The 18201-nt window shown below is 70.4% G+C and carries 15 protein-coding genes; 7 read left to right on the forward strand and 8 right to left on the reverse strand.

The window, feature by feature from the left end; genetic code table 11:
- Positions 1 to 160 precede the first annotated feature (160 nt).
- The 5 genes from fliG to ACXJKQ_RS10950 all read right to left on the reverse strand — a co-directional run bounded on the left by fliG (position 161) and on the right by ACXJKQ_RS10950 (position 5843).
- Entirely contained in the window at positions 161 to 1207 is a 1047-nt protein-coding gene (gene fliG, locus ACXJKQ_RS10930) for a flagellar motor switch protein FliG (RefSeq protein ID WP_457105851.1), read from the reverse strand.
- Between the two features lie 37 nt (positions 1208 to 1244).
- Positions 1245 to 2876, reverse strand: coding sequence for a flagellar basal-body MS-ring/collar protein FliF (gene fliF / locus ACXJKQ_RS10935; RefSeq protein ID WP_457105775.1), 1632 nt, complete (start codon positions 2874 to 2876; stop codon positions 1245 to 1247).
- Positions 2877 to 3097: 221 nt separating this feature from the next.
- Positions 3098 to 3373 (reverse strand): CtrA inhibitor SciP, encoded by a 276-nt coding sequence (sciP, locus tag ACXJKQ_RS10940; protein ID WP_007569077.1) that lies wholly within the window; start codon positions 3371 to 3373, stop codon positions 3098 to 3100.
- 91 nt (positions 3374 to 3464) lie between these two features.
- Positions 3465 to 4148: a flagellar hook assembly protein FlgD gene (locus ACXJKQ_RS10945; protein ID WP_457105776.1), complete on the reverse strand. Its 684-nt coding sequence runs from the start codon at positions 4146 to 4148 to the stop codon at positions 3465 to 3467.
- Positions 4149 to 4340: 192 nt separating this feature from the next.
- A complete protein-coding gene (locus ACXJKQ_RS10950) occupies positions 4341 to 5843 on the reverse strand; it encodes a flagellar hook-length control protein FliK (RefSeq protein WP_457105777.1) in 1503 nt (500 codons plus the stop codon).
- Between the two features lie 345 nt (positions 5844 to 6188).
- Between ACXJKQ_RS10950 and mnmA the strand changes: the two genes are divergently transcribed.
- The 4 genes from mnmA (at position 6189) to ACXJKQ_RS10970 (ending at position 10473) form a co-directional block, all read left to right on the forward strand.
- Positions 6189 to 7343 (forward strand): tRNA 2-thiouridine(34) synthase MnmA, encoded by a 1155-nt coding sequence (mnmA, locus tag ACXJKQ_RS10955; RefSeq protein ID WP_457105778.1) that lies wholly within the window; start codon positions 6189 to 6191, stop codon positions 7341 to 7343.
- Positions 7344 to 7368: 25 nt separating this feature from the next.
- Positions 7369 to 8022, forward strand: a complete 654-nt coding sequence (locus ACXJKQ_RS10960; protein ID WP_457105779.1) for a class I SAM-dependent methyltransferase — start codon at positions 7369 to 7371, stop codon at positions 8020 to 8022.
- Entirely contained in the window at positions 8019 to 8801 is a 783-nt protein-coding gene (locus ACXJKQ_RS10965; protein WP_457105780.1) for a TVP38/TMEM64 family protein, read from the forward strand. Before ACXJKQ_RS10960 ends, ACXJKQ_RS10965 begins: the two co-directional genes overlap by 4 nt.
- 196 nt (positions 8802 to 8997) lie before the next feature.
- Positions 8998 to 10473: an ATP-binding protein gene (locus ACXJKQ_RS10970; protein ID WP_457105781.1), complete on the forward strand. Its 1476-nt coding sequence runs from the start codon at positions 8998 to 9000 to the stop codon at positions 10471 to 10473.
- Positions 10474 to 10477: 4 nt separating this feature from the next.
- On the opposite strand, the gene bioB is transcribed toward ACXJKQ_RS10970, so the two are convergent.
- Positions 10478 to 11479, reverse strand: coding sequence for a biotin synthase BioB (bioB, locus tag ACXJKQ_RS10975; protein WP_457105782.1), 1002 nt, complete (start codon positions 11477 to 11479; stop codon positions 10478 to 10480).
- Between the two features lie 76 nt (positions 11480 to 11555).
- Positions 11556 to 12440: a fumarylacetoacetate hydrolase family protein gene (locus tag ACXJKQ_RS10980; protein ID WP_457105783.1), complete on the reverse strand. Its 885-nt coding sequence runs from the start codon at positions 12438 to 12440 to the stop codon at positions 11556 to 11558.
- 413 nt (positions 12441 to 12853) lie between these two features.
- On the opposite strand from ACXJKQ_RS10980, the gene ACXJKQ_RS10985 reads away from it, so the two are divergent.
- Positions 12854 to 14167 carry an OmpP1/FadL family transporter gene (locus ACXJKQ_RS10985; RefSeq protein WP_457105784.1) on the forward strand — a complete coding sequence of 438 codons (1314 nt, stop codon included), beginning with the start codon at positions 12854 to 12856 and terminating at the stop codon, positions 14165 to 14167.
- Between the two features lie 99 nt (positions 14168 to 14266).
- Here the strand turns inward: ACXJKQ_RS10985 and ACXJKQ_RS10990 are convergent, their stop codons facing one another.
- Positions 14267 to 16024, reverse strand: coding sequence for a PHA/PHB synthase family protein (locus ACXJKQ_RS10990; RefSeq protein WP_457105852.1), 1758 nt, complete (start codon positions 16022 to 16024; stop codon positions 14267 to 14269).
- A gap of 226 nt (positions 16025 to 16250) precedes the next feature.
- Here ACXJKQ_RS10990 and ACXJKQ_RS10995 point away from each other — a divergent pair, with 226 nt between their 5' ends.
- Both ACXJKQ_RS10995 and ACXJKQ_RS11000 read left to right on the forward strand, forming a co-directional pair.
- Entirely contained in the window at positions 16251 to 16652 is a 402-nt protein-coding gene (locus tag ACXJKQ_RS10995) for a hypothetical protein (RefSeq protein WP_457105853.1), read from the forward strand.
- A 111-nt stretch (positions 16653 to 16763) separates the two neighbouring features.
- The gene (locus tag ACXJKQ_RS11000; protein WP_457105854.1) at positions 16764 to 17981 is read left to right on the forward strand and encodes an LL-diaminopimelate aminotransferase; all 1218 of its coding nucleotides are present in this window, start codon (positions 16764 to 16766) and stop codon (positions 17979 to 17981) included.
- Positions 17982 to 18201 lie beyond the last annotated feature (220 nt).

Consider the following 18201-nt stretch of genomic DNA (forward strand, 5'->3'; position numbering starts at 1 on the left):
GCCCTCCTGCTGGCCGCGCCCTCCTGCTGGCCGCGGGCATGCGCCTCCGCCTCGGCCCGGGCGGCGGCGTCGGCGGCGCGCTGCGCTTCCGCGCTCGGGCGGGCGCTGCGGAAGTCGGTCTCGAACAGGAACGGCTTGGCGCTCCGGGCGGCCTGGGCGCTCAATAGACCAGCTCCTCCTCGGCGCTATTCTTGGCGATCATGATCTCGCCTTTCTCGGCGAGGTCCTTGGCGATCTCGGTCATCTTCGCCTGCGCCTCGTCGACCTCCTTCAGGCGGACCGGCCCGAGCGAGGCCATCTCGTCCGTGAGGTTCTTGGCGGCGCGGGTCGACATCTGCTTCATGAAGAAGCCGCGGGTCGGCTCGTTGGCGCCCTTCAAGGCCCGGCACAGGGTGTCGCTGTCGATCTTGCGCATCAGGGTCTGGACGCTGCCCGGATCGAGCTTCAGCAGGTCCTCGAAGGTGAACATCAGCTCGCGGATGCGCTTGGCCGAGCCGCGGTTCGCCTGATCGAGTGCGGCGAGGAAGCGGCCTTCGGTCTGCCGGTCGAAGGCGTTGAACACGTCGGCCATCATCTCGTGGGCGTCGCGGCGCTGCGTCTGCGCGATGGTGGAGACGAATTCGACCCGCAGGGTCTCCTCGATGTGGCGCAGGGCCTCCTTCTGGACCGTCTCCATGCGCAGCATCCGGTTGAGGCAGTCGATGGCGAAGTCCTCGGGCAGGATGGTGAGCACCTTGGCGGCGTAGTCGGCCCGCACCCGCGAGAGCACCACCGCAACCGTCTGCGGGTACTCGTTGCGCAGGAACGAGGCGAGGATCTCGGGGTCGACCTGGGCGATCGAGGCCCAGACGCGCTTGCCGGACGCACCCTTGATCTCCGCCATGATCAGCGAGACCTGGTCGCTCGGGAAGATCTTCAGGAGCAGCGCCTCGGTGCGCTCGAAGTTCGACGAGATGCCGCCGCTGTTGCCGAGCTTCGTCACGAACTCGATGATCAGCCTCTCCACGGTCTGCGCCTCCAGCGTGCCGAGCTGGACCATCGCGTGGCTGACCTTCTTGATCTCCTCCTCTTCCAGCATCTGCCAGATCGGCGCGCCTTCCTCCTCGCCGAGCATCAGGAGGAGCGCGGCGGCGCGCTGCGGCCCGGGCATCGACGAGAGGGATTCGCCGCCCGCACCCGCGAGGGTGTTCACCAGTCCTGCCGCCATACCTGCTGCCATCGGCCGATCCTCGACGCCCTACGCTTCACTCTTCCTGGATCCAGGTGCGCAGCACCTCGACCGTCTCGGCAGGGCTCGCCCGAACCATGTCGACCACCCGCTGGACCGTCTCGGCCTGGACCTGGCCGTTGATCTTGGCGAACTCCATCAGCCGCGCGGTCGGGTTGTCGCGGTCCATGACCGAAATCGCCCCGCCCGGCCCGGCAATGATGGCGGCGTCGCCGGGCAGGCCCATCCCGGGGCCGGCCAGCGACGGTGCGTCCGCGACCGGGGCGAGCACCTGCCGCACGAGCGGGCGCACGACCGTCAGCAGGACGATGAGGGTGAGCAGCGCCAGGACGGCGAGTTCGGCCATGCGCAGGACATCGTCCTTGGTGGGCGCGAGCAGTGACTGGAGCAGCGTGGGCTCGGTGAATTGCGGCACGCTCGGCGCTTCGGCGAAACGCAGGTTCACCACCTCGATCTGGTCGCCCCGGGCCTTGTCGAATCCGACCGCCCCGCGGACCAGGGCCGTGATCCGCTCGATCTCGGCGGGCGAGCGCGGGCTGTAGGCTTGCTTGCCGTCGGGCGCGGTGGCGTACACCCCGTCGAGCACCACGGCGACCGACAGGCGCTTGATCCGGCCGCCCTCGGCGACCTCGGTCTTGGTCACCCGGGAGATCTCGTAGTTCGTGGTCTCCTCGTTCTTGTTCGTCGCGTCCTTCGGGGCAGGCGCCTTGTCGGCGCCACTGGCGCCCGGCAGCTCGTTGCCGACGCTGACCTGGCCGTCGGCATTGCCGGTGAGCGCCGATTCGGTGCGGGTCTGGGCGGAGCGCACCACGCGGCTCTCGGGGTCGAAGGTCTCGGAGCGGCTCTCGACCCGGTTGAGGTCGAGTTCGGCGTTGACCTGGACCCGCGCCCGGCCGGGGCCGACGATGCCGGCGACCACGTCCTCGATCTGGCCGCGCAGGCGCCGCTCCAGGGTGATCTGCCGATCCTCGAAACCGGTGGCGATATCGGCGCTGGCATCGCGGGCGCCGTCCGCCAGCAGCCGGCCGCGCTCGTCGACGATAGAAACGCGCTCGGGCTTGAGGCCTTCCACGGCGGAGGCCGCCAGGTGGCGGATCGCCCGAACCTGCCCGGCGTCGAGGTCGCCCATCAGCTTCAGCACGATCGCCGCGCTCGGGCTCTCGCGGTCACGCTCGAACAGCCGGCGCTCCGGTAGGACGAGGTGGACCCGCGCCGCCTGGACCCGGCCGATCGCCCGGATCGAGCGGGCGAGTTCGCCTTCCAGGGCGCGCAGGTGGTTCACGTTCTGGACGAAGTTGGTGGACGAGAACGCATCGCCCTTGTCGAAGATCTCGTAGCCGACGCCGCCCTGGGTCGGCAGGCCCTTGCCGGCGAGGTCCATGCGCAGCTTGGCGAGGTCGGGCCGCGGCGCCAGGATCGTCTGCCCGGCGTCGCCCCGGGTCTCGTAGCGGATACCGCGACTGTCGAGTTCCCGGACCACGGCCGCCGAATCCTGTATCGACATGTCGGAGAACAGCACCCCCATGTCGGGGCGCGAGACGCGCAGGATGATGAAGGCGAAGAAGCCGATGAGCGTCAGCGTCACCGCCGCCATGGCGGCGATTCGGGCCGGTCCGAACTTCGTGACGAGATCGAGGACCGGCTTCACGGGCGGATTCGCTGCACTCTAACGCTGGCGGACCCCGGCGGCCCGCTCGGCAGAAATTGCCCAGGTCGTGGTTAGCGGGGCGTTAATGCCCGGCCGCATCGCGGACCGTGAGCGGGTTCGGAACATCGAAAAGCCGCGCCCGGGCGATTCCGGACGCGGCTTCGGCAGGTTTCGGGATCGGCCGGCGGGGACGGGGAGAGCCCATGCCCGCGGCCGCAGTCTCAGTGCCGGTAGTGCTGAATCCGCGTCGTCCGCAGGCCGGCGAGGCCGTGCTGGTCGATGGAGAACTGCCAGCTCAGGAATTCCTCAGTGGTCAGCGTGTACCGCTTGCACGCCTCCTCAAGGCTGAGGAGGCCGCCGCGCACCGCGGCCACGACCTCGGCCTTGCGCCGGATCACCCAGCGACGGGTGCTCGGGGGCGGAAGGTCCGCGATCGTCAGGGGGCTGCCGTCGGGCCCGATCACGTACTTCACTCTCGGGCGGCTCGGTTCGGTCATGATACGCTCTACACTCGACTGACCTGTCGAGCATTGAAGGTACTTGCGCCCGCTTAAGAGATGTTGAAGCGAGTCACTCGGATGTGATTCGTTAAGTGCCACTTGTGGACAACCCGATGGTCTGCACGCTGGACAGCGGCACTTTCTGCGAGCCGATCATGAGCACCGGCGTCGTTCCGCTGAGATCGACCTCGTCAACGGTGCCGGTCAGGCTCGTATCGACCGAGACGTTGGCGCCCGTGGCGTCGGTCGCCGAGACCTTGATCGTGTAGTTGCCGTTCGCCGCGCTGAGGCCCGCCGAGGTCTTGCCGTTCCACGTGTAGGTCTGGTTGCCGGCTGTCAGCGCGGTGGTCTGCGTCGCGACGACGTTGTTCTTCGAATCCAGGATGGTGATCACCGCCTTCGAGGCGGCCCGGGCCGGTGTGAGCGACCAGGAGGCCGCGCCGTTGGACAGCTGCGAGGCGCTACCGTCCGCCGTCACGGTCTTGCCGATGTAGCTCGTGGCCGATGCCGAACTCGCCGATTGGGACGCGCTCAGGATGCTGTCGAGGCGGTCGTTGGATTTGAGCTGCTGCTCGACGCCCGCGAACTGGACCAGCTGCTGCGTGAACTGGTTGGTGTCCATCGGGTCGAGGGGGTTCTGGTTCTTGAGCTGCGTGGTGAGCAGCGTCAGGAACTGGGTGAAGTTGCCCGCGATCTCGGTCGCGTTGCCGCTGCTGCCCGACGCGCCCGTCTTGGACGTCGTGCTGGTCAGGCTGGATATGCCGCTCGTCATATGGGTCTCTCCCGTGCCGCGTCGGGGCTCAGGGCCTGGACGGGTGATGTCTCGGTGTCGGTCCGCGCCGCTCGTGCCGCGCGCCGCCTAGTCCTTAGACGCAGTCACTTGGTTCCTGCGCATGAGCCCTAGGCCTTTGTTGAGGCATCGGTTTTTCCAAACTTCGCTGACTCCCTCGTTTGGACCGATGCGTTAGATTCTCATGTCGACGCCGCCGTAGCCGCGCAGGAAGCGGGTCGGGGCGACCTCCTGCGAGGCTTCCGCCTGATCCCGGGTCCAACTCGACCCGCTGCGGGGGGCATCACCCTGCTGGCCGTCGCCTCCGCCGCTCCGGGCGTCGCCGTCGCCGCGCAGCGACAGGTTGAGGCCGCCGCCCGAGGTATCCAGGCCGGCCTGGGACAGGGCCTGCTGCAGCTGGCCGGCGTCGCGCTGGAGCAGCGCGAGGGTCTCGGGGCGGTCGACCACGAGGTGGGTCATCACCCGGCCATGCGCCTTGTCGATCTCCAGTTTGACGTCGATGCGCCCGAGTTCGGCCGGATCGAGCCGGATCTGGAATTCGTTGGATCCCCGCAGGGATCGCAGCCCGATGGTCATCGGGACCTGACCGAGGGGAATGGGCGGATCGGCCTGGACGGGGGACGCGGGCTGGGCCGGGGCGGCCGTGCCCTGCGCGGCGTTCGTGGCGCCGGCTGCCGGGCTGGCGGCAGCGGTCGGCGCCGGACCGCCCTGGGCCGCGGGGAGTGTGCCCTGCGGCGGGTTCGCGCCCTGGCCCGCATCGGCCAGGGCGGTGAGGAAGTCCGGTCCAACGGTTCCGGGCGCCGCGGCCGCGGGGTCGCCGGTTCCGGCCGTCAGGCCGTCCGCGGAGGCGCTGCCCTTGATGGCGCTGCCCGTGCCGGTTCCGGCCGGTGAGTCCGCGGCCGCGGACGCACCCGAGGCGATCCCCGCGATGCCCGATACTGCTCTGCCCGAACGGGGACCGGCTGGAGCCACCGTGCCCGGCAGGGTCGTCGCCCCCGCGGCTCCGGGGATCGCGCCGGGAGGGACCGCGGCACCGTCCTTCGCCGCCGCAGCGCCGGCGTCCGCCTCGCTCTTGGGGGCCTCCGCCACAGCGCCGCGCTGGGCCAACGTGGCGATGAGGGCCAGGAGCGAGGCGGCGGGGCCAGCGCCTGTGGCCTGCGCGGCGACCTCGGTGGTCCCGGCGGTCTGCGAGGGCGTCGGCGCGTCGGCGGGCACCGTGTTGGGGCCAGTGGCCGTGGAGACCGCGGCTTCCGCATCCTGAGTGGTCGGGGTCCGCTCGGAGCCCTGCTGTGCATGGGCGGGCGTCCGATCGGTCTCGGAAGCCTTCGCCGTGCCCGATGTCGGGGTCTGCCCGCGCGGAGCTGCCGCGGGGCGGGAGTCGTCCCTCTGCGATGCCGGCGCCGCGGGAGCCGGTGGGCGCGTCTGATCAGCGAGGCCGGCCTTCCGGTCGGCGGCCCGGGCGTCGGCCTGCAACGCGGAGTCCCGTGCGCGGTCGCCGGCCGCACGCACGGTGTCGGCCTGCTCGCGCTGGGACGCCTGACGGGTGCGGACCGAGTCGGCGAGGTCGCGCTGGCCGGCTGTGCGGGCGCGCGCCGTCGCTGCGTCCTCCCGGGACTGCGCGGCGTTCAGGGCGGCGCCGAAGCGGTCCTGCGTGGAGTCGCCGGCTCGGGCGGCCACCCCGGCGGCCTCCCAGCCCGAACGCGGGGCAGCCGCGCTCCGCGTGGAGGGAATCCACGTGGTGACATCCAACCGATCCGCCGCACCGCTCGCCATAACCGGGCTCCTCTTGGCCCCTTCACAGCAAGCCGCGCGCCATCCCGGAATTCGAATAAGGCTTTGAAAGATCGACAGATATCCCTGCGGCTCTGGCGCCGGATCCGGTCGAAGCTGCCGCCCACCCGGCAGGTTCTGCAGGGTGGGCGGCCCCGTCGGGCCGCCTGCCCTGGAAAGGCGGGCGAAGTCCCGCTATAGACGGGCCGTGCAGCCAGGGAGCTTCCGGGCCGGCGGCTGCGGACCCTCGCGATGAACGCCCTCGATCTTCCCAAAGCCCCCCACGAGACGCGCGTCGTCGTCGCCATGTCGGGCGGCGTCGATTCCTCCGTGGTCGCGGGCCTCCTGAAGCGGCAGGGCTTCGACGTGGTCGGCGTCACGCTCCAGCTGTACGACCACGGCGCGGCGAGCCATCGCAAGGGCGCATGCTGCGCCGGCCAGGATATCCACGACGCGCGGGCGGCGGCGGAGCATCTCGGCATTCCGCATTACGTCCTCGATTACGAGGACCGGTTCCGCGATGCGGTCATCGAGAAGTTCGCCGAGAGCTACCTCGCCGGCGAGACGCCGATCCCCTGCGTCGAGTGCAACCGCACCGTAAAGTTCCGCGACCTCCTCGGCCTCGCCCGGGACCTGAACGCCGACGCGCTGGCCACCGGGCACTACGTGGCGAGCCGGGCGCTGCCGGGCGGCGGACGGGCGCTCCACCGCGCCCTCGATCCGGCCCGGGACCAGAGCTACTTCCTCTACGCCACCACGGCCGAGCAGCTCGACTTCCTGCGCTTCCCCCTCGGCGAGATGGCGAAGACCGAGACCCGGGCGCTGGCGAAGGATCTCGGCCTGTCGCTGGCCGAGAAGCCCGACAGCCAGGACATCTGCTTCGTGCCGCAGGGCCGCTACAGCGACGTGATCGCCCGCCTGCGCCCCGATGCGGCGCGGCCCGGCGAGATCGTGGACCTCGCCGGCCGCGTGCTGGGCCGGCACGAGGGCATCGTCCACTACACGGTGGGCCAGCGGAAGGGCCTCGGCCTGTCCGGGCCGGAGCCGCTCTACGTCGTGCGGCTGGAGCCGGATTCCGCCCGGGTGGTGGTCGGACCGCGCACGGCGCTGGCCACGACCCGGATCCGCCTCTCGGACCTGAACTGGCTCGGCGAGGGGCCGGTCGAGACCCTGCGCGACCTGCCCGTTGCGGTCCGCGTGCGCTCGACCCGGCCGCCGCGCCCGGCGACGCTCACGGTCGGGGCCGACGGCGCCGCCGAGATCGTGCTCGCCGAGCCCGAGGACGGGGTTTCCCCAGGGCAGGCCTGCGCGATCTACGCGGATGACGGTCCCCGGGCGCGGGTGCTCGGCGGCGGCACCATCCGGCGCGTCGACGCGTTGTCGGCCCGGCCCCTCGAGGCCGCCTGATCTCAACCTCTGGATACGACGAACGATGCTGAGCGAGCCGCAGATGGCCGGGCCGAGCACGGCCCTGATGCGCAAGGCCTATGCCCGCTGGGCGCCTGTCTACGACGTGTTTTACGACAAGCTCACCGAGCCCGCGGCCCGCGCGGCCGTCGAGGCCGCCGCCGAGCACGGGCCGCGGATCCTGGAGGCCGGCGTCGGCACCGGGCTGGCGCTGGGGTACTACCCGAAGGCCAGCTTCGTCTGCGGCGTCGACCTGTCCGAGGACATGCTCAAGCGCGCCCGCGCCAAGGTGCGGCGCCGGAACCTGTCCCACGTGAAGGGCCTCCAGGTCATGGATGTCTGTCACCTGGGCTACGCCGATGCGAGCTTCGATGCCGTGGTGGCGCAGTTCCTGATCACCCTGGTGCCGGATCCCGAGGCCGCGATGTCGGAGTTCCTGCGGGTGGTGCGCCCGGGCGGCGGCATCGTGCTGGCCAACCATTTCGGCCAGAGCGAGGGTCCGGTCGCCCGGGTCGAGGAGATCGTGGCGCCGCTCTGCACCAAGATCGGCTGGTCGTCGGACTTCAAGGCGACGCGGATCGAGGCTTGGGCGCGGCGCAACGGCGTCGAGGTGCTGGGATTGAAGCCGACCTTCCCGGGGGGGTTCTTCAAGATCCTGCGGATGCGCAAGCCCGGGTGAGCGCGGCCGCGCCCGTCGCCGAGGGACGCGGGAAGCGGCTGCGGCGCTGGCTGCCGCTGGTGCTGCTGCTTTCCGTCTCCGCCATCGTCCTCGTCTCCGGCGCCGCACAGCTCCTGAGCCTCGACCGGCTGCTCGCCTCCCGGACCTGGCTGCGCGGCTTCGTCGAGTCCGGCTACGTCCGCGCACTGGTAGCGGCCTACTGCCTCTATGTGGGGGCCGTGGTCGTGTCGGTGCCGGCCACCCTGATCCTGACCATGATCTGCGGCTTCCTGTTCGGGATCGTGCCGGGGGCGCTGACCGCGGTCTGCGCCGCCACGACGGGGGCCGCGATCGTGTTCGCCATCGGCCGGGGACCCGGCGCCGATTTGCTCCGGCGGATCGGCGGCACGCGCCTGTCCGGGCTCGCCGAGGGCTTCCGGCGGGACGCCTTCGGCTACATCGCGGTCCTTCGGCTCCTGCCACTGTTCCCCTTCTGGGTGACCAACCTCGCCCCGGCCGCCTTCGGGGTGAAGATGCGGGTCTTCGTGCTCGCCACCTTCCTCGGGCTCCTTCCGGGGGCGGTCGTGTACGCGACCACGGGGGCGGGGATCGAGGACGTGGTCGCCGCCCATGAGGCCGCCAGAACCGCCTGCCTGACCGTCGGCGCGGGCGGCTGCGACGACGCCCTGACCCTGCGCGCCCTCGTGACGCCCAAAATGGTGGCGGGCCTCGCGATGCTGGCCGTCTTCGCCCTGGCCAGCATGCTGCTGAGCCGGCGCGCCAGACGGAGCGGCGGCTGAGATCCGCGGCCCGACGCCGGCCGTGTTTTCCGTGTTTCAGGGCACATGCAACCCCATGCGGGTGGATATCGTATAGTGCGCACCGCCGGGAGCCTGTATTCCCGGCTTAGAATCTGTGGCTTGTGAACATGTCTCCCGCGAAGGCCGGATCCGGCTCGAGCACGCTCCATCCTCTCTCCGCCGATCCGCATCCGCGATGCCCGCGCGGAGCGTGACCGGCGTGTCCGTCGAGGCCGACGCGACCGCGGCGACGGAGGTGCCGACGGCTGCCCCGAGCCGCGACCTGCCGGATCGGCGCCCGGCACGCCTCGGCCTGTCCGGCCGGCTGTTCCTCGTCACCGTCGCCTTCGTAGTGGTGGCCGAGGTGCTGACCTACGTGCCGGCGGTGGCCAATTACCGGATCGAGTGGATGTCCGACCGCCTCGCGGCCGCGCAGGTCGCCGCCCTCGTGCTCGACGGGCGAAGCGGGGAACCGGTCTCCGAGGGGCTGGAGAGCCGGCTGCTGGCGGGGGTGAACGCCCGGGCGATCGCGGTCCGTGGCGGCGGCGCGCAGCGCCTCCTCGCCATCGAGCCGATGCCCGAGCAGGTCGCCGACACCGTCGACCTGCGCGACGTCACCGCCGTGTCGGCGATCCGGGGGGCATGGCGCACCCTGGTGGCTCCGGTCCGCGAGCCGATCCGCGTGGTCGGGGAGGGGGGCGTCGGCTTCGACCGGGTCGAGATCCTGCTCGACGAGGCGCCGCTGCGCACCGCCATGATCGACTACGCGTTGCGGCTGCTGGTCTCCTCGCTGATCATCGCGGCGGCCGCGGCGGGTCTCGTCTTCGTGGTGCTGCAGGTTCTGATCGTGCGGCCGGTGCGGCGGCTCGCCACCAGCATCACGGCCTTCGCGGACGATCCGGAGGATGCCGGACGGATCATCGCGCCGTCCCGCCGCAACGACGAGATCGGCCAGGCCGAGCGGGCACTGGGACGGATGCAGCGCAGTCTCGCCGATCAGCTCCGCCAGAAGCGGCGGCTCGCCGAGCTGGGCCTCGCGGTGAGCAAGATCAGCCACGAACTGCGCAACCTGCTCACCGGTGCGCAGCTCCTGGGCGACCGCTTGGAGGGCACCGCGGATCCGACGGTGCAGCGCGTGGCCCCGCGCCTCGTGGGAACGCTGGCCCGGGCGATCCGATTCTGCGAGGCGACCCTCGCCTACGGGCGCGTCGCCGAGCGGGCGCCGCGGCTCGCCAGCACGCCGCTCGCACCGATCTTCGCCGAACTCCCCGATCTCGCCGCGCTGGCGGTCCATCCCGTGGCGGTGGAGGTCGCGGCGGGCGACCTGAGCGTGCAGGCCGATCCAGAGCAGCTCGGCCGGGCGCTCGCCAACCTCGTCCGCAACGCCGTGCAGGCACTGGACGGGGCCAAGGTCGCGGACGCCACCGTGCGGGTCGCGGCCGGCCGCGAGGAGCCCGGCCGGGTGACCATCCTGGTGAGCGACAACGGTCCCGGCCTGCCGGCCCGCGCCCGGGAGAATCTGTTCGCGCCGTTCCAGGGCTCCATGCGGTCCGGCGGCACCGGCCTCGGCCTGCCCATCGCCGCCGAGTTGATCGGGATCAACGGCGGCACCCTCGCCCTCGACGCGTGCGAGTCCGGCGCGCGCTTCCGGATCGTGCTGCCCGAGGGCTGAGCCCCTATTCCGCTGCGGCCAGCACGGGTTCGGCCACCCGGATGCCGAGATCGGCCAGCAGGGCCGCATCCGCATCCGCCTCGTTGTTGGCGGTAGTGAGGAGCCGCTCGCCGTAGAAGATCGAATTCGCTCCGGCGAGGAAGCACAGCGCCTGGGCTTCCCGGCTGAGCGAGCGGCGGCCCGCGCTGAGCCGGACTCGGGCTCGGGGCATCACGATCCGGGCGGTCGCGCACATGCGGACCAGGTCGAAGGGATCCACTGCCTCCGCGGCATCGCCCAGCGGCGTGCCAGCGACCGCCGCCAGCGCGTTGATCGGGACGCTCTCCGGATGCGGCGCGTGGTTGGCCAGGACCTGCAGCATCGCCACGCGGTCGCTCGCCGCCTCGCCCAGGCCGACGATGCCGCCGCAGCAGACGCCGATGCCGGCCGCGCGGACGCGCTCCAGCGTGGTCAGCCGGTCCTCGTAGGTCCGGGTCGACACGATCTTGTCGTAGTAGTCGGGGCCGGTATCGAGATTGTGGTTGTAGGCCGTGAGGCCGGCCTCCGCGAGGCGCTCGGCTTGGTGGGCCGTCAGCATGCCCAGCGTCACGCAGGCCTCCATGCCGAGGCCGCGCACGCCGCGGACCATGGCGAGGACCGCGTCGAAATCCGGCCCGTCCTTCGGGCTGCGCCACGCCGCGCCCATGCAGAACCGGGTGGCGCCCGATGCCTTGGCGGCGGCAGCCTCGGCCAGCACGGTCTCCACCGGCATCAGGCGCTGGCGCGGGAGGCCGGTCTCCTTGTGATGGGCCGATTGCGAGCAGTAGCCGCAATCCTCCGGGCACCCCCCCGTCTTGATCGACAGCAGGCTCGCCCGCTGAACATCCGCCGGGTCGTTGTGCGCCCGGTGCACGAGCGCGGCCCGATGCACGAGATCGAGCAACGGCAGGTCATGGATCGCCTGGATCTCGGCCACGCTCCAGTCGTGGCGGAAGTCGGTCGCGTGCGGGTCGGCAGCTTGGCTCATGGTGCCCTTGAGTGGGATCGGCGACGAAAAATCAAGCGCCTCCGTGCGGCGCAGGCCGCGCGGAGGCCGCATCCCTTCAACCTGTCGGCTCCCGGGCCGAGGCCTTGGCGGTCCAGTCGTCGAAGGCGATGACCTTCTGGCGCTGCTCGCCGAGCCGGTCGATCCGCAGGACCATCTCGTCGCCGGCCTTCAGGTAGCGTGGCGGTTTCATGCCGAGGCCCACGCCCGGCGGGGTGCCGGTGGTGATCACGTCGCCCGGCTCCAGCAGCATGAAGTGCGACGCGTAGGCGACGAGCTGGGGCACGTCGAAGATCATCGTCGCCGTGGAGCCGGTCTGGCGGCGCTCGCCGTTGACGTCGAGGCTCATGGCGAGGTTCTTGAGGTCGGGGATCTCGTCGAGGGTGACGAGCCACGGACCCAGCGGCCCGAAGGTCGGCGCGCTCTTGCCCTTGGTCCAGGTTGGCCCGCGATTCATCTGCCACTCGCGCTCCGAGACGTCGTTGCAGATGCAGGCGCCCGCCACGTAGCTCAGCGCCTCGTTGGCGTGGACGTAGCTGGCGCGCCGGCCGATCACCACGGCCAGTTCCACCTCCCAGTCCGTGCTGGACGAGCCCTTGGGAATGATCACCGTGTCGTTCGGCCCGCACAGGCTGGACGGGGCCTTGTTGAAGATGATCGGCTCCGCGGGGATCGGCGAACCCGTCTCGGCGGCGTGGTCGGCGAAGTTGAGGCCGATCGCCACCACGTTGCGGGTGCCGCCGACGCAGGGGCCGAGGCGCACGTCCGGCGGCAGCTTCGGCAGGGTCTCGGGATCGAGGGCGCGCAGCCGCGCCAGCGAATCGGGGGCGAGCGCCGGCCCGGCGATGTCGCGCACGAGGCCCGAGAGATCGCGCAGCCCCCCGTTCGCATCCACGAGGCCGGGCTTCTCGTCGCCGCTCGGGCCGTGCCGGAAGAGCTTCATCGCCGCACTCCACATCCTTCCCTGAACCGGTCTGCGCCGGACGCCGGGACCATGGCCGGGCGTCGACGCGGGTGCAAGGCCGGCGGCAGGCCGCGTGGGTCTGCCGGGTGTCGCCGACGGGCAACAGGATGGCGGAAAAGTGCAGGGTCGGTGGTCTCAGGATTTATTGTTCAGGTCGATGCTTAGGTGAGGAAGCTCAAATTTCGACTGTTGAAAATGGTATTCCGAGCGGGTTCAGTCGTTGCCGTGGAGTTTGTGCAGATTGATCTACTGATGCTCTTCTCGACATCGAAATTGATGAGCAGCATTGCGGCGCTGCCCCGAAAGCCGGCACCATGCACGACCGGTCGCCGCATAACGGGTCTCGAACAAACGACGGCGCCCGGCAGAATCCAGAGGGCTTGGGGGAACAGATGGGCGGGACAGTGCGCGCTGCGATGCTGGCGGCCACGGCGGTGATCCTCGGCGCCGGTCAGGCGCAGGCGGGGGCTTTCGGGCTCCGGGAGCAGAGCACCGAGGCTCAGGGGCTGGCCTTCGCGGGCGCGGCGTCGGGGTCGGGCGGCGTCTCGTCGATGTTCTGGAACCCCGCGACCATCACGATGAACCCGGGCTTCGTCGCGGAGCAGAACTTCACCTATATCGGCCTCTCGTCCGAGATCCGCCCCGCGCCGGGCACCAATCCGGGCTTCGCGCGGCTGGGCGGCTCGGGCGAACTCGGCCAGGGGGCGGTCGTGCCGGCGGGCGCGACCTCGTACCAGCTCAACGACCGGCTGTGGCTCGGCCTGTCCACCGGCGCTCCCTTCGGGCTGGTCACCAAGCCGAACCAGGTCTGGTCCGGCGAGGTCTACGGGCGCTCGTCGCGGATCTTCTCGCTGGCGATCAACCCGGTCATCGGGTTCAAGGTCAACGAGTGGCTCTCGATCGCGGCCGGCCCGAAAATCGAGTACTTCCGCCTGACCCTGCGCCAGGCGCTGCCGATCCCCGGCATCCTGCCGACCTCCTATCCGAGCTCGTTCCTCAAGGGGGAGTCCTGGGGTGCGGGCTTCACCGCGGGCGCCACGCTGACGCCCCGCGCCGGGACCGTGCTGGGCATCGGCTACCGCTCCTCGGTCCACCACGAGATCGACGGCTCGATCGGCGTGCCGCTGCTCGCCCTGGCGCCGCTGGCCGGTCAGGTCCGCGCGAAGCTGAACACCCCCGACAAGCTGAGCGTCGGCCTCACGCAGGCGGTCTCGCCGGTGGCGCGGGTGAATCTGGGCTTCGAGTGGGACAACTGGTCGAGGCTCGGCACGATCGGCATCGTGTCGAAGACGATCGGGCTACCGGTGAACACCCTGCCGCTCAACTACAAGGACGGGTTCACCTATTCGATCGGCGCCGAGTACGACGCGTCGCCGAACCTGACCCTGCGCACCGGCTTCGGCTACGAGACGTCGCCGATCGACTTCAGGAACCGCTCGGTGCGCCTGCCGGACGGCGATCGCTACAATCTGTCGGTCGGCGCCAGCTACCGCTGGAACGAGCGCCTGACGCTCAACCTCGCCTACTCGCACCTGTTCCTGGACCGGTCGCGGATCCTGGCGGGCCTCGGCCGCGACTACAACGTCGGCAACATCGCCTTCGCCGGCGTCGTCGATTCCAGCGCCGACATCGTCTCCGTGGGCTTCCGCTACGTGTTCGGCGCTCCGGCCGCGCCGGCCCTGGCGCCTCTGGTCCGGAAATACTGAGCGCCCTGCGCGGGATGCCCGGCCTCCGGGCGTCCCGAACCGAACGCCGGCGTCCCGGGTGACCGGGAGGCCCGGCGCGCCTTCGACGGGCTTTGGGCGTCAGGCGCGCATCCGCACATAGGTCCCGGGGGCCGGTCCAAGGGACGGGAGCGCGTCGCCGCCCGGCTTCCGGGCCGGGACCCGGTCAGGGGCCTGCGCCTCGATCCACTGGAACCAGTAGGGCCACCACGAGCCCTTGGTCTCGACGGCAGCGGCGATCCACGCCTCGAGGGTCCCCTTCACCGGGCCACCGGTCCAGTAGCCGTATTTGGGCTTGGCGGGCGGGTTGATCACGCCGGCGATGTGGCCCGAGCCCGCCAGGACGAAGTCGACCTTGCCGCCGAACGCCTTCGAGCCCTCGAACACCGACAGCGCGGGCGCGATGTGGTCCTCCCGGGTGGCGAGGTTGAAGATCGGAACCTGCACCTTCTTGAGGTCGAGGCGGACATTGCCCAGCACCATCCGGCCCTGCGCCAGGGTGTTGTCGAGGTAGCAGTTGCGCAGATAGAAGGAATGGTTCGCCGCCGGCATGCGGGTGGCGTCGGAATTCCAGTACAGTAGGTCGAACGCCGAGGGTGTCTTGCCCTTGATGTAGTTGTTCACGATGTAGGGCCAGATCAGGTCGTTCGGCCGGAGCATGTTGAAGGCATTCGCCATGCGGGCGCCTTCCAGGTAGCCCTGCTCGGCCATACGCGCCTCGACCTGGCGTATCTGGTCTTCATCGGCGAAGACCTTCAGATCCCCCGCATGGGTGAAATCGACCTGGGTGGTGAGCAGCGTCGCGCTCTTGATCCGCCGGTTGCCGGTGGCGGCCTGCATGGCGAGCGTCACGGCGAGGAGCGTGCCGCCGACGCAGTAGCCCGCCGCCGTCACCGCGCTCTCGCCGGTGGCGACGCCGATCGCGTCGATGGCCGCCTCGATCCCCTCCCGCATGTAGGACTCGAAGTCCTTGTCGGCGTGGCGCGAATCCGGGTTCACCCAGGAGATGCAGAAGACCGTCAGCCCCTGGTCGACCATCCACTTGAAGAAGCTCTTCTGGGGATTGAGGTCGAGGATGTAGAACTTGTTGATCCAGGGCGGCACCATCAGGAACGGGCGCCGCAGCACGGTCTCGGTGGTCGGGGCGTACTGGATCAGCTCGATCAGGTCGTTGCGGAACACCACCTCGCCGGGGGTGACCGCCATGTTGCGGCCGACCTCGAAGCCGCTCGGGTCGGTCTGGCGCACGCGCAGCTGGCCGCCGCCGGCCTGCAGATCCTCCTCGTACATTTTCAGGCCGCGGACGAGGTTGGCGCCGTTCTCCTGCAGGGTATGGCGGATCAACTCCGGGTTGGTCGGCAGGAAGTTCGAGGGCGAGAGCATGCTGGTGAATTGGCGCAGATAGAACTGCGCCTTGTGGCGCGTCTGCGTGTCGAGTCCCTCGGCCTCGTCCACGAGGCCCTCGGCCCAGCGGGTCGCCAGCAGGTAGGCCTGCTTGATGAAGTCGAAATACGGGTTGGTCGACCACTCCGCATGGGCGAAGCGCGCGTCCCGGGGTTCCGGGAGCGCCACCGGGTCGGCCGGCTGGCCCTGCAGCCGCAGATAGGTGGAGCCCCAGAGGGACAGGAACGCCTGCGACAGGCGGGCCTGGGCCTCGGCACTGCGGTTCGGATCGGTGAGCCACGCCTCGGCCACCTGCCCGAAGACCTTCGCGGCCTCGCTCATCTCGCTGCCGGGCTTGCCCGCCTGACCCTCCGGCCCGAGAAGGCGGGCGACGTTGCGGCCCATCGCTTCCACGAAGTGCCCGGCGTTGCGGGACAGCGCCTCGAAGTCCGGCATCGGCGGGGTCACCCCGTCCGGCCCCGCGCCGTGTGAGACCGACTTCGGAGTGGCGGTCCGATCCGGCGCCTGCGGGCTCGTCAAGCGTGCCTCCCTGTTGATTGGTCCGTCGACCCGGTCGTACGGGCCTCGTTTCCGACAAAATAAGGAGCGAGCCAAAGGTTTCGCCAGCCCGGCTCCGGACGACGTCGAAACATCCGGCCGATCTTCTCATGGGCCTGTGACGATGGACCGCGCCTTTTTGAACCCTGTCGTCCTGTCGCACCGTGTCGATCCGCTCCTGCGCGCCGTCCGCGCGGGTGGCTTGGGACTGCTCGTCGGGTCACTCGCGGCCTGTTCGGGTGACGTCGTGCGCTCGATGGCCTCCGATGCAGGCTATGGGCCACGGGTCGTCGCGGCGCCGGATTTCGTCGCCGAATCGCGCGGCAAGGAGAAGCCCGACTTCATGGCGGTGGGCGTCGACGCGCCGAAGCGCCCGGTGCGGGCCAAATCCGTCACCGGGCAGAAGGCGCTGGAGGCGGAGCTGGAAAGTGCCCGCGGGCGCAACGAAGCCCGCGGACGGGCCGCCACCAGCGCCGGGCAGGGCGCCGCCGCCGCCATCAAGCCGGCCCCCGCGGCCCCCCGATAGCCCGACCGTTTTGAGGGTCGGCGACGGCTCGCAACTCTGCTAGAGCATGGGGTTCGCGCGACCGGCACAGACGAAAGACGCCAGATTCGGGACGCGCCGATGGACACGCCCATGACCGACTTCCACCGCATCAAGCGACTGCCGCCCTACGTCTTCGAACAGGTCAACCGGATCAAGGCCGCCGCCCGAGCGCAGGGCGCCGACATCATCGATCTCGGCATGGGCAACCCCGATCTCGACGCCCCGAAGCACGTCATCGCCAAGCTATGCGAGACCGCTGGGCGTCCGCGCACCGACCGCTATTCGGCCTCCAAGGGCATCGCCGGCCTGCGCAAGGCCCAGGCCGGGTACTACCAGCGCCGCTTCGGCGTGACCCTGAATCCCGATACGCAGGTGGTGGCGACCCTCGGATCGAAGGAGGGCTTCGCCAACATGGCGCAGGCGATCACCGCGCCTGGCGACGTCGTGCTGGTGCCGAACCCGAGTTACCCGATCCACGCCTTCGGCTTCCTGATGGCCGGCGGCGTGATCCGCTCCGTCCCGGCCGAGCCGACGCCCGCGATGTTCCCGGCCCTGGAACGGGCCATGCTGCATTCGATCCCGAAACCCGTGGCCCTGGTGGTCTGCTACCCGTCGAACCCGACCGCCTACGTGGCGAGCCTCGATTTCTACCGGGACCTCGTGGCCTTCGCGAAGCAGCACGAGCTGATCCTGCTGTCGGACCTTGCCTACGCCGAGGTCTATTTCGACGACAACCCGCCGCCCTCGGTCCTGCAGGTGCCCGGCGCCATCGACTGCACGGTGGAGTTCACCTCCCTGTCGAAGACCTACTCGATGGCCGGTTGGCGCATGGGCTTCGCGGTGGGCAACGAGCGCCTCCTCGCGGCCCTGACGCGGGTGAAGTCCTACCTCGATTACGGCGCCTTCACGCCGATCCAGGTCGCCGCGACTGCGGCCCTCAACGGGCCGGACGACTGCATTAACGAGATGCGCGGCATCTATCGGAAGCGGCGCGACGCCCTGGTGGAATCCTTCGGCAAGGCCGGATGGACCGTCCCATCGCCGGCGGCCTCGATGTTCGCCTGGGTCCCGATCCCGGAGCGCTACCGGGAGATGGGCAGCCTGGAATTCTCCAAGCTGCTCCTGGAAAAATCCGACGTGGCGGTGGCGCCCGGCATCGGCTTCGGCGAGTTCGGCGACGAGTACGTCCGCATCGCGCTGGTGGAGAACGAGCAGCGCATCCGGCAGGCCGCGCGCAACATCCGCCGGTTCTTCGACGGTACCGACAAGACCTTGCACAACGTCGTGCCGATGGCGCGGGCCGGCTAGAGCGCGCGCCGCCGAATCGGCGACCGGTCCGACGTCAGCGCCCGCGTCAGATCAAGGATCGGGCGCCAGTCGCGGCTGCGACGCGGCCGGGAACTCTTCCTGCACGCCGCCCGACCGGATTGTTGCCGCGGGGCGACAGACGCCGCCAAAGGCGCCGACGCCCCGCGCCGGCGCTTGTCACGGCGGACTGCGATGGCCAGGGTCAGGTGCGGGGGTCCTC

The sequence above is a fragment of the Methylobacterium sp. P5_C11 genome (genome assembly GCF_054049775.1).

What these genes read in the sequence shown, in the direction of transcription:
- mnmA (WP_457105778.1), top strand. Translation starts at nt 6,189, where the DNA reads ATGAACGCCCTCGATCTTCCCAAAGCCCCCCACGAGACGCGCGTCGTC.
- ACXJKQ_RS10970 (WP_457105781.1), top strand. Translation starts at nt 8,998, where the DNA reads ATGCCCGCGCGGAGCGTGACCGGCGTGTCCGTCGAGGCCGACGCGACC.
- ACXJKQ_RS10960 (WP_457105779.1), top strand. Translation starts at nt 7,369, where the DNA reads ATGCTGAGCGAGCCGCAGATGGCCGGGCCGAGCACGGCCCTGATGCGC.
- sciP (WP_007569077.1), bottom strand. Translation starts at nt 3,373, where the DNA reads ATGACCGAACCGAGCCGCCCGAGAGTGAAGTACGTGATCGGGCCCGAC.
- bioB (WP_457105782.1), bottom strand. Translation starts at nt 11,479, where the DNA reads ATGAGCCAAGCTGCCGACCCGCACGCGACCGACTTCCGCCACGACTGG.
- ACXJKQ_RS11000 (WP_457105854.1), top strand. Translation starts at nt 16,764, where the DNA reads ATGACCGACTTCCACCGCATCAAGCGACTGCCGCCCTACGTCTTCGAA.
- ACXJKQ_RS10995 (WP_457105853.1), top strand. Translation starts at nt 16,251, where the DNA reads ATGGACCGCGCCTTTTTGAACCCTGTCGTCCTGTCGCACCGTGTCGAT.
- ACXJKQ_RS10945 (WP_457105776.1), bottom strand. Translation starts at nt 4,148, where the DNA reads ATGACGAGCGGCATATCCAGCCTGACCAGCACGACGTCCAAGACGGGC.
- ACXJKQ_RS10980 (WP_457105783.1), bottom strand. Translation starts at nt 12,440, where the DNA reads ATGAAGCTCTTCCGGCACGGCCCGAGCGGCGACGAGAAGCCCGGCCTC.
- ACXJKQ_RS10990 (WP_457105852.1), bottom strand. Translation starts at nt 16,024, where the DNA reads ATGCCGGACTTCGAGGCGCTGTCCCGCAACGCCGGGCACTTCGTGGAA.
- fliG (WP_457105851.1), bottom strand. Translation starts at nt 1,207, where the DNA reads ATGGCGGCAGGACTGGTGAACACCCTCGCGGGTGCGGGCGGCGAATCC.
- ACXJKQ_RS10985 (WP_457105784.1), top strand. Translation starts at nt 12,854, where the DNA reads ATGGGCGGGACAGTGCGCGCTGCGATGCTGGCGGCCACGGCGGTGATC.